We start from the raw sequence: 11,225 nt of genomic DNA, 5'->3' as shown, positions 1-11,225 counted from the left end.
AATTTGTGGTCGCTATGAACGGTGAATCAGAAGCCACTTTTAAAAAATACCGAGAGTTGGGATATGATGAGCATGAAAGAATGCAATTTGAGCTTATCCCTCTTAATCCCGATTACACAACAATGAGTACCTTAAATCAACAAATCAGAATTGTTGGCACAATGGTCGAGCATAGGATATTTAGACGAAAGAGATAATAATTACAATTTATTAGCATTATAAGATTAGTTAAGGTTTTAGTATTTTATTAATATAAAACAGATGATTGAAATAATGTAATGTTATAAATATGAATAATTTCAAAAACAAGCTAGATAATCACTCGGAGCACGTGAAAAAGATTGGGAGTCACTGTGCCACAGAAGAAATAACCAAACAAGCTTTAATATTACTACTGCTTGATATATTAGGTTTTATACCTTATGAACCAACCAAAGTTAAAGCTGAATTTAAAGCAGACTTTCCTGGAGAAAAAGCTAATGAACGCGTTGATTATGCCCTTTTCTGCCAAGATTTACCAGTAATGTTTATAGAAGCAAAATCGTGGAGTGAAGAATTAACAAATCACTGCCCTCAACTTTCAAGATATTTTAATGCAACACCAGAAGTGGCTGTAGCAGCGATAACAAACGGTAGAGAATGGAGATTTTTCACCGATTTAGAACAAAAAAATATCATGGATTCAACTCCTTTCTTAAAAATAAAGATTGAAGAATTACAACATAATGATTATGAACAACTATATTAATTTAGATATGATCAATTCAAACCCGAAGCGTTAAGAACCTTAGCAGAAGAAAGTATTTACTTTTCATTATTTACTAAAACGATAACTTCAACGTTGAGAGAGGCACCGATTGATTTTGTTAAATATGTAGCAAACAAATCGAACATATCAAGACAACTAAATCAAAAATTTCTTGATAGTATTACACCAATTGTAAAAAATGCAATTGAAAGAGCTGTAAGTAATATGGTTGTTGTAGGCTTAACAGGGAAAAAAGAAATATCAGATGACTTATCAAACGATAATGAAGAAAAAACAATAATTGATGAAAAAGCCGATATTATAGATCCTGAAAATGATAAAATTATTACCACTTATTCTGAAAGAGTTTTATTTGAATATGTAAATTCAATTATAGATGATAACGAATTAACATATAAGAACACTGAATCATATTTTAGTGTTCTTTATCAAAATAAATCAAATAGGTGGGTGGTTTTATACGACGATAATAAACAACGCCCATCAATTCAACTGCCAATTGAGCTAACCGACAAGATAAAAAATGAGGTTAAGAGAGCCGGATTAGAAATAGGTGCTAGAGATCAAATTATTATTGATAAACCAGAAAATATGTTAAGAATATGGGAACTAATTGTTGATGCATATGAATACACAAAAAATGATGAAAATTTCAAAAGAAAATAAATATTTCGTTTAGTTTATATTTTAAAGCCCATATGGGGCTTTTTTATACCCCAATTCAAAATTTTAAATCCACGATTTATGATTGAAAAACACCCAATCAAATTAATTGCAGTTAAAAATACAGTTTTCACTGTTTACTTTTAACAGTTTTGGCTGTATTATCTTCACATCAAAACAAATCAACTTAACAAAACAATTAAGCAATACCACGAGTTACTTAATTAGTTAAGCGAGATTCAAGTAGCTAGCTGGGGCATATGAAAGTACAGCGGTTTTGATAGCAATCACAGCAGTACGCATCGGGTGAGCGACTTAATCACTCCTAGCCTCGACAGAGATCGACTAGCCATCAAGTTCTTTAATAAAGAGATTGCTATTTTAAGTTCAAACCAAAGCGCATTCATAGAGTGCGCTTGAGTTTGAAATTAACAATCAGCGAGGACTTCAAATGAATCGCCAAATAGAGTTAAAAGATTAGATAAAAAAGAATTCACTGATATTCCACTAGTCGATTGTAATGTTAAGGTTGACGATCGGGTGATTTTTACAAATGGTTCCGAATTTAAATTTGAGTACACTGTAATCGGTTTTTTAAAATGTGAGCTTTTTTAATTTGGTAAATTTATTTATACCGCCGAGTGAGATAATTCAGTTGATTCCTATTGGATGACAAAATACTCTGATAGCTTAAAAAATATTTAGTTACTGGTGAGGTTAGTTATGCAGTTACATAGTGTAGTAGCAAATGCTCATGAAAGAGCATATTGCAAAATGATGAGCAATATCGAAATGAGAGATGACAAAGAAGCGACAATTGACGCGCTGTCAACTAAACTTTATGACGAGCTCAGCGATGATGATTATCTAGAAATTGAAGAAATAATAAGGATGGCATTGGGCTGGGAAAACATCAATCCTGATTCAGTCCAAACCGCTTTAAGAGCTATATGCTATGTAGAAGCGGAATATCGTTTTAACGAAAAAAATAAACTATTATTTTATTAAGTTAACGATTTCTGACAGTTCGAAAAGATGATCGCATAGTATACCCATTTGCTCTCTTCTGAGGGCTGTTTTTGAGACGATTATGACTAATAAAGATTTTGTGAATATTAAAGCTACAGACAGATTTAATAATGAATATAAACTAACAGATAGTGAAATCAAGTTTGCATTATTATGTACTTTTCTTTTGTCATCCGGTTGTCTATTTGGAGTGTTTTATTGGATGTTTGAAATCGGTACAAAGTGAATTATGTAGGTTGAATAGATTGTTTGAAAATAATTATAATTTCAAATATTACAAAATGATGAATAATATAACAATGCAAAAAGCTAAAGATGATTGGATTGAAAGTCGGGCTGATAATCTAATGAAGAATCTCAGTCATGGAAAATGACTAGCAGATAATAGAAAAATTGTAGTAACTGAAATTTAATATGACAGATACTAATTATACATCGGATTTCATTTTAGCAAAATATGTGCCCGATGAATAAAATAAGTTCTCTAATTAATTTTTGTCGAATTACTTAAATGCTTGACTATTTAAACATATAATATGTATAAGATGGGATTTCTAAGAATAAAATTAAGCTTTAGATAAAGTTTCTATCTAACAACAGAAATGTGAATACAATAAGCTGATAGGAAAATTAAGGGTAATGATAACAAGATCATTATATTCATAATGTAATTAATTCTAGCCGACGAAAGTCGGTTTTTTTATACCAAAATTTTGAGTAATTCACTCAACATCGAATCGACAGCAATGCTAGACACACACATATCTACACAATAGCTAGTACGCTGTCACATCATTAACTCATATGAAGAATAATAACATGTATAAATCATCAATCATGGAATGGTTGCAATCGAATGCGCCATTAATTTATGGTGTCATTCTATCTATCATCATAGCCTACGGTCGTTTAACATATGATGGGGTAGGTGGACGTCGTAAATGGATCGAAGCATTATTGTGTGGTGCGTTATCATTAGCCGCTAGCAGTGGGCTGGATTATTTTGGCTTGCCCGTTAGCATGAATCCTTTTATTGGTGGTGCAATTGGATTTTTAGGGGTTGATAAATTACGTCAAATATCAAATTCAATGTTAAGAAAAAAGGAGGATAACAACGATGACTAAGCTAACTGAACATTTTACGCTAGAAGAGTTTACTCGCTCGACAACAGCCAACAAATTAAAAATCGATAACTCTGTGCCTGCTGATTTAATGCCCAACGTGCAATTAACTGCTATCAAGTTGGAGCTAGTAAGAAAAGCTTTGGGTAAGCCGATTATTATCACGTCTGGATATCGTTGTTCGGCATTGAATTCAAGAGTTGGAGGGGTATCTACTAGTGCTCACACAAAAGGATTAGCGGTAGATTTTAAATCATCATTTGGAACACCCAAAGAGATTTGTCAAAGATTAACCGATTCTGGTGTGCAGTTCGATAAATTAATTCAAGAGCATAATCAATGGGTGCACATTGGGTTTAGTCCAACACATAATCGCCAAATAGTGTTAACAGCAGTCAAGCAGGACGGTAAAACGCTTTATTTGAGTGGTTTAAAATGAATAAAACATACACGACAATAGCGATTATTTTTGCATTTATGATTTATGTTATTGTTAATTTGTGTAAAGACAAAGAAGCAATTCAAAAAACAAACAATGAACTGTTCGGAAAAATCGAACAGTTGAACCAGAACATCGCTAAAAACAATCAAGTCATAGCAGATAATGAGCAAAGCAAACGCGAGCTAGAAAACCAATCACTAGAACGTCAGGAGCGAATCAATGAGCAACTTAAAAATAATCATTGTGCTAATGAACGTATTCCCAGTTCTGTTGTTGACCGCCTGTACAACAGAGCGAAAAGTTTACGTCAATCGACCGATACCAGCAAATTTACTCAGTGACTGTCTGCCAAATTTACCAGCAAAATCAATGACATTTAGTGATAGTCTCAAATACAATGAGTATTTGTTAAATGTTATCGAGAAGTGTAATAGCGATAAACAAGCAATAAAGAAGATAAAATAAAGAAATCTGTGACAGCCCCACAAGGAATGAACAAAGAGGGGCGTGATAATAACAAAAATAAATATAATTAAACAGATAGCGAAATAGTATTGCAAGCTATATTCCACCAAGTTAAATAATTCTAAAACAATGTAACAATCCGCTTGGTTGCGGTTTTTTTGTACTTATTTTCTGTGAGGTTCCACAAACTAAATTCATTTCTAATGGAGAAAACCATGAATTTAATAAATTTGATTTCAACGATCATCAAGTTTGTTCGATAGTGACGATTGGATGTCAGGTGGAAATCTAACGAAATGCAAGAATGTATTGCCATGTTCATGGAATATTTAAATACTTCCAGACGGTAGGAATTAATAAAAACTAGTCGAGGTAAATTTGGTGAAATATGGTTTCACCCGAAATTAGCAGTTAACTTTGTTATATGGATATCAGCTAATTTTGTAGTTTGGTGTAATTTACAAATCGATAAATTAATTTGATCGCAAAAAGTTACATACACAGATGAGCAGGTATTAGCAATTCTAACCCATAATTAATCTTAAACTTGGAAAAAGTGATTCCAGCAACCTAATGGCGCAGGTTTTGTGCCAAAACCATATCGAACCAACACAATAGTAGATATTTCTTATGATAGGAGAGTTTAAAAATATGACATGTAAAAATAAAACAATTGATAGTAATGTAGCGGGGCTGTATATCGCAAATGAAGATTGTCTCAAGATTTTGCCGGATAATCCAGTTTGGCATGGTATAGAAGTTAATAGCTATAGTGATTTGGGAGGATCTACAACTTTATTACAACGAGAAACTATTAATCCATCGCGGCAGAATCAAAAGGGTAAAATTGTTGATCTTGATGCTAACGCAGGTTTTTCGTTAGATTTCACAAAAAATATTCTAACTTGGTTAATGCAAGGTTTTATGTTTGCCGATGCTAGAGAAAAGTTTACCACTAAACCACTAGATGGTATCCAAAATAAGATAATGAGCATTGACAGTGATGGTTATAATTTGGAAACACCTTGTGTTAATCCACCAATTAAAGGTATGTTGATTTCTGCTTCTGGCTTCGATAAACATAAAAACAATGGAATCAAAGTTATTAAAAGTGCAACAGCTAGTAAAATCATTGTTAATGGCGGTTTGGCTGAAAATACTTTAGTTAATGACAATGCAAAACTAACCGCGGTTGGTTTTAAATTCCAAGCAGGGGAATGTTCAATAGTAGCCAATGGTGGTGGATTCCCGTCATTAGTCACAACAAAAACAAAAGTGACAAGCTTAAATTTAACACTGGGTGAGTGGATTTTTTTAGGTGGTGATACCAGTAATTCATCATTTAAAAAGAATAAGGGATGGGCTCGTATAACAGCTATTTCTGATTATTCGTTAACTTTTGATGATACTGATTTTACCCCAATCGATGAAAACAATAATAATCTTGAATTGGAACTGTATTTTGGAACAGTTATTAAAAATGAGAGTCGTCAAGATTTAATCAAAAAACGATCTTACTGTATTGAACGTACGCTTGGTGATGATGGCAATGGTTTGCAAGCACAATATGTTACAGGTGCAGTAGCGAATGAAATTAAGTTTAATTTATCGACAGCTCAGTATATTACCTGTGATTTGAGTTATGTTGCTTGTGGTTCATTAACCAAAAAAGGCGGGGAACGATTGGATGGTGTACGGTTAGTGGCTGATAAAAGTGAAGCGTACAACACAACATCTAATATTTATCGCCAAAAATTGAGCGTTATCGATAAAACATCATCAATTCCGCAGACTTTATTTGCATACGTAACAGATTCAAATTTATCTATTAGTAATGGTGTTACGGGGATTAAAGCGCTAGGTATTTTAGGTAGCTTTGATGTTTCGGTTGGTAACTTTAATGTAACAGGATCACTAACGGCTTTCTTCTCATCAGTTGCCGCTATAGAGGCAATTAAAAATAATGCTGATGTTGGTTTTTCAACTATTTTAGCATCAAATAATGCCGGTGCTATTTTTGATATTCCATTGCTTGCACTTAGTGGTGGAATGCCTAACGTTGAAAAAGATCAGAAAATAACTATTCCACTTGAAAAAACAGGGGCAGAAAATAAACATGGTTATACAATGATGTATCAGTCTTTTGAATATTTACCAGATATAGCAATGCCTGTTGCTAATGATTAATAATTTAACCTAGCCTCATAATTGAGGCTTTTTTATAGGAGAAAAAAATGAGTTTATTTGAACAATTTGAAACTGATAAAACTAAAGAAAAAGATGGTGTACCTATTGAATATGCAGCAAACGCAAACGGAACGATTCCAACATTTTATATTGCAAGGATTGGTGGTGCGAACTCTAAATATTCATTACTGATTAAAAAAATGACGAAACAATATAAACGACAGATCCAAATGGATACACTTCCAGAAGAAAAACTAATTGAGATTTCAATTAAGGCGTTTTCTGAAGGGGCATTACGTGGATGGGATAATATTCAAGATCGAAAAGGAAAAAATATTCCTTTTTCTATTGAAAATGCCTGTAATTTGTTTAAACAGCTTCCCGATTTATTTACTGACTTGATATCACAAGCGAATGATATTGAACTATATAAATCAGTGCAAATAGAGGAAGATATAAAAAACTAATCGCAGTCCTTGAATATCAGCTAGACATGGGTGGTAAGGATAGCGATTTAATCAGAATGGCAAAGCAAATGGGGCATCCCATTCCTGATAAAATAAAAAATAAACCAGTGCTTAATGATGATTTGATTTTTTATTATCAATCTTTTCTTGATTTAGATACAACGCGTACTCACAATATGGCACCTACAGCAATATCATGGTTATCAATTATTGAGTATGCGCGTTTTTATCAACTTGATGATGAAGATACACACGATCTAATTCAAATTATTCGAGCAATGGATCAAGTTAACCTAAAACATGTCGAGAAAGCCTTCAAGGACAAAAAATGATACGGACTGAAATTTCATAATCTGTCAATAGATAGATCAAAGTTCGCACTCACAACAAAGTAATAAAAGCATCATTGGCTGTAGTTGAAGATCTACCAGATATTACGCAAATTAAGGAACCGCATGTGATAACTGGTTGGTCAGCGTCTATAAATAGCCAGATTATTGAATTAAATAATGCTTTTTATCAGATGACAAGCGGATAATTAAAAAACCATTCGCAAAATGGTGATTGTTAACTCAGCATTAATCGTACTTAAAGTGCGGAAATCTGGCGGCACAAATTCTATAGAATATAGAAGGGCTGGACGACGGTAACTCTCAGCAGTTTTCTGATGGTTTTATTTCAAAAGCACTTATTATTTTTCAGAAGTGAATTAAGGAGTTAATATGCCACGTGAAGCAACTGTTATCACGGTATCTGATAACATAGCAAATTCAATAGCAAAAAAATTAGATAGCATTGCTTCTTCATCAGAAAGGGCTCAAAAAAATCTTGAGTTGATGAAGAAAATGCTAAAAAGCTTTAATAATGATCCATTTAAAAAATATTTTAATTCGATCCATACGTTTACTGAATCCATAAAATTAGCAGTAAGCGAAACAACAACATTCAAAAACGCATTTAATGAAATAAATAATACACTTGAACGAGCTTTAACGATTAATATTGCTTATGCTAACCAATTGAAAGATGCTATAAACAATTATCAAAACTTTACAGTGCAACTTGAAACAGCGACAGTTGTTGCACAAAATTTTGGTTTTATACTGAAAACATTATCCAGTTTTATAAGTATGGAGACAATTGCAGTTGCCATTTCATTATTAAGTGATTTTAAAACGTGTTTAGATGATACGATAGATTCCGCTAAAGAAACTTATTCAAGTTTCGAAATAACGACAGAAGGCTTTTTAATTAATGCAACTGCGCTGAAGGAACTTGGTTGTAACATAACTCAACAGTTAACATACACTGAAGCATTAAATAATGCTTTAGTTACATTAGCAATAACTGGAGCTTTTGCTGCATCTGAGATAAATACTTTTCAAAGCGCCTTAATGTTAGCAATGTTGTCAGGACAGGAGTTAAACTCTGTTATAAATAATAGTAATCAAGAAACAGGCGATTTAGCCGAACAACTCAATGTTACAACAGATAAGCTTGTAGATGCTGGTGAAAAAGGGAAAATTACAACTGATGTGATTTTTCAGTCCTTATCGAATTGCTTTGATATGTTCACGCAGAAAGCTGATGATATACCTAACCGGCTACTAGGTGCTTTTACAAACCTAACAGCAGGTATTCAGCAATACATTTTTGAAACGGATAACGCAATTGGTGCTAACAATAAAATAGCTCAAGCAATTCAATGGTTTTCTGATAATGTAAAAAATACCTCAGCGGCGCTGGCTGTTCTTGATGCTGGATATATCGCTGCAACTGTATATCACGCCTTATTTGTAAAATCTGTTGAAATGGGAGGGAAAAGTGTATCAAAAGCTACTGCAACAATAATGCGATTAAATCTTGCATTAATTGCCAATCCTATTGGTGCAATAATTTTGGCGATCACAGCCGTTATTGCTGCCTTAACATTATTTTCGGATGAAATTAAGCTTACAGAAGATGGCACAATATCGTTAAAGGACGTCGCTATAACGGTGTGGGGTAATATTAAAGAGGCGGCTTCAGCAGCGATCGAATGGATCGGCGGTATGTGGGATGGGTTCGTAAACTCGGTGAATAATGCTTTCAAAGGCATACAGGTCACGGTTAACGACGTATTTAAAGCAATTATTGACGTATCGAAAATGTACTTTAATACGATTGTTAGATTGATAATGTCGGTAGCAACAATAGGATCATTTGCTTTTAATAATCTTGGTGATGCATGGGAGATTGTCTGGAAAGGCATCGCAAATTTTACTGGGGATATTATTGCTGGCATTCTCAATTTATGGCAACCTCTCTTTCGTGAATTTGCATCAGTACTGTCGTATTTTGATAAAGATGCAGGAAAGGCACTCCTCGAAAAGATTGATTCAATGACGATAAAATTTAACAAATTTGAATTAGATCCATCGGCTGAAAGAGGGTTAAACAAGCTTAAAGATGAGCTCGAAAAAGTGTCTAAAACAGATTATTTATTTAGAATTGGTGGTTTTTTAAAAGAAGGATACAACAGCATCATCGAACAAACAAAAAAAAGAAAATCTGCTGAAGAAACCACAATGAATCCGTTGCCACCAGAGAATGATACCTCAAAGATTGCAAAAGGAGTGACCCCGTTAACACAAGAGCACAATAAACTGCTTAACTCATTAAAACCAATACAAGGTGCACTGCAAGAGTACAGCAAGAGCTTAAGTGCATTAACCGCTATGTATAAGGAGGGAGCAATTACAGCCAGCCAATATAATGAATACACCACTTTGCTTACCAATAAATATGAAGAATCAATAGATCCGCTTGGCCATTATAACAAAGAGTTAGATAAGCAGTGGAATTTAATGAAACTTTCATCAGAGCAGCGAGGCATAGAAAACGAACTCTATCGCGTTAGTCAAGATATGATGAGCAAAGGCTTGGTGCTTTCTGAAGCACAAAATGATGAGTTAAGAAAGAAAATAGCTCTTAATGAAAATTATGTAAGAATTCTTTCTATTAAAGATTCTCTTGAAAGTAATTCTCAGTTCAGAAAAGATCAAAATTTTGCTGATTTAGTTAGAGCACTGATTGAGTTAAAAGATAGTGAAAATTATGGATATAATGATTTAATTAATGCGCTCAATTCTGAGAGTGCAAGCCCATTTGCTGGTATGTTCGAAGGCTCATGGGTTCTAATGAGTGAGCAAATCTCACAATTCCAAAAGATGTATGAGCAAATAAATGAATTAACAGAGAAGTTTAACTTGGATCAATCAATGGCGGCATCGTTAAGAGCGCAAGTTTGGGCTAAACAGAATGAATTTATTTTAAATCAGGCTAATAAATTTTTCGAACAACTGGCGCAGATGCAGAATTCCAACAATGTAGCAATGGCAAGAATAGGTAAAGCAGCAGCGATTGCACAAGCAGTTATTAACACGTATCAAGCAGCTAATGCTGCATATGCTGCTATGGCAGGAATTCCGTATGTCGGACCTGCGTTAGGTGCAGCAGCAGCGGCAATGGCAATTGCTACAGGGATGGCTAATGTTTCAGCGATGCGTTCTCAGTCAACTGGGTTTATGACAGGTGGATACACTGGCAATATAGCACGAAATCAGATTGCTGGCGTCGTTCATGGTCAAGAGTTTGTGATGAATGCAGCAGCAACCCAGCGGATTGGTGTCGATAATCTGGAGGCATTGCAACGAGGCGATATGAATGGCTTACAGCGTCCACAAGTAGTTAATAACTATTCACAATCAACAACACAAGAAAATGCACCTCAGACGGTGTCACCAACCATTAATATTGCACTTGTGAGTGATTACGAGTCAGCAGAGCAATGGTTAGCAACACAAGAGGGTGTTAAGCGAGTTATGCAAATAAATAGAGATAATGGAGAGGAGTTAGCGATGATTGTTAATGCATCCTAAATAACTAAAATATCTAACTAGTTCTTGATGCGTGTAATATTACAAAAATATGTGGATTGTTGTTAACGGAGTATAAAAAATCTAATGTAGATATACATACAATAGAAAATTGATTTTAAGGCTCGCAATTGCGGGCTTTTTTTATGTTTAAAATTGAGGTG

12 protein-coding genes and 1 pseudogene are annotated in these 11,225 nt (G+C 33.9%); all 13 read left to right on the top strand.

From position 1 onward, the window contains the following. Positions 1-197, top strand: a 197-nt coding sequence (locus ACYIAL_RS07500) for a LexA family protein (RefSeq protein ID WP_483747617.1), incomplete at its 5' end; no start/stop codon positions are given. A 92-nt stretch (positions 198-289) separates the two neighbouring features. After that, a pseudogene (locus tag ACYIAL_RS07495) lies at positions 290-1,435 on the top strand (type I restriction endonuclease). Positions 1,436-2,155: 720 nt separating this feature from the next. Then, positions 2,156-2,440 (top strand): hypothetical protein, encoded by a 285-nt coding sequence (locus tag ACYIAL_RS07490; protein ID WP_483747672.1) that lies wholly within the window; start codon positions 2,156-2,158, stop codon positions 2,438-2,440. Between the two features lie 840 nt (positions 2,441-3,280). Beyond that, positions 3,281-3,586, top strand: a complete 306-nt coding sequence (locus tag ACYIAL_RS07485; protein ID WP_483751343.1) for a phage holin, lambda family — start codon at positions 3,281-3,283, stop codon at positions 3,584-3,586. After that, entirely contained in the window at positions 3,579-4,022 is a 444-nt protein-coding gene (locus ACYIAL_RS07480; RefSeq protein WP_483747674.1) for a D-Ala-D-Ala carboxypeptidase family metallohydrolase, read from the top strand. The genes ACYIAL_RS07485 and ACYIAL_RS07480 overlap by 8 nt, the downstream gene beginning before the upstream one ends. Further along, a complete protein-coding gene (locus ACYIAL_RS07475) occupies positions 4,019-4,366 on the top strand; it encodes a hypothetical protein (RefSeq protein ID WP_174796897.1) in 348 nt (115 codons plus the stop codon). Before ACYIAL_RS07480 ends, ACYIAL_RS07475 begins: the two co-directional genes overlap by 4 nt. Continuing rightward, positions 4,275-4,490, top strand: coding sequence for an Rz1-like lysis system protein LysC (gene lysC, locus ACYIAL_RS07470; protein ID WP_446718873.1), 216 nt, complete (start codon positions 4,275-4,277; stop codon positions 4,488-4,490). The genes ACYIAL_RS07475 and lysC overlap by 92 nt, the downstream gene beginning before the upstream one ends. A 356-nt stretch (positions 4,491-4,846) precedes the next feature. Further along, a complete protein-coding gene (locus tag ACYIAL_RS07465) occupies positions 4,847-4,972 on the top strand; it encodes a KilA-N domain-containing protein (protein ID WP_174796384.1) in 126 nt (41 codons plus the stop codon). A gap of 169 nt (positions 4,973-5,141) precedes the next feature. Next, positions 5,142-6,677, top strand: coding sequence for a phage tail tube protein (locus tag ACYIAL_RS07460; protein WP_174796229.1), 1,536 nt, complete (start codon positions 5,142-5,144; stop codon positions 6,675-6,677). Positions 6,678-6,724: 47 nt separating this feature from the next. Then, entirely contained in the window at positions 6,725-7,144 is a 420-nt protein-coding gene (locus ACYIAL_RS07455; RefSeq protein WP_065638150.1) for a hypothetical protein, read from the top strand. Between the two features lie 26 nt (positions 7,145-7,170). After that, positions 7,171-7,476 (top strand): phage tail assembly chaperone, encoded by a 306-nt coding sequence (locus tag ACYIAL_RS07450; protein ID WP_483751342.1) that lies wholly within the window; start codon positions 7,171-7,173, stop codon positions 7,474-7,476. A 74-nt stretch (positions 7,477-7,550) separates the two neighbouring features. After that, positions 7,551-7,682, top strand: a complete 132-nt coding sequence (locus tag ACYIAL_RS07445; RefSeq protein ID WP_483751341.1) for a hypothetical protein — start codon at positions 7,551-7,553, stop codon at positions 7,680-7,682. Between the two features lie 184 nt (positions 7,683-7,866). Beyond that, positions 7,867-11,064 carry a tape measure protein gene (locus ACYIAL_RS07440; RefSeq protein ID WP_174796231.1) on the top strand — a complete coding sequence of 1,066 codons (3,198 nt, stop codon included), beginning with the start codon at positions 7,867-7,869 and terminating at the stop codon, positions 11,062-11,064. Positions 11,065-11,225 lie beyond the last annotated feature (161 nt).

The sequence above is a fragment of the Gilliamella sp. X-57 genome (assembly GCF_057063565.1).
The sequence above is the reverse complement of the archived record's forward strand: the minus strand, read 5'-3'. Positions and strand labels throughout refer to the sequence as shown.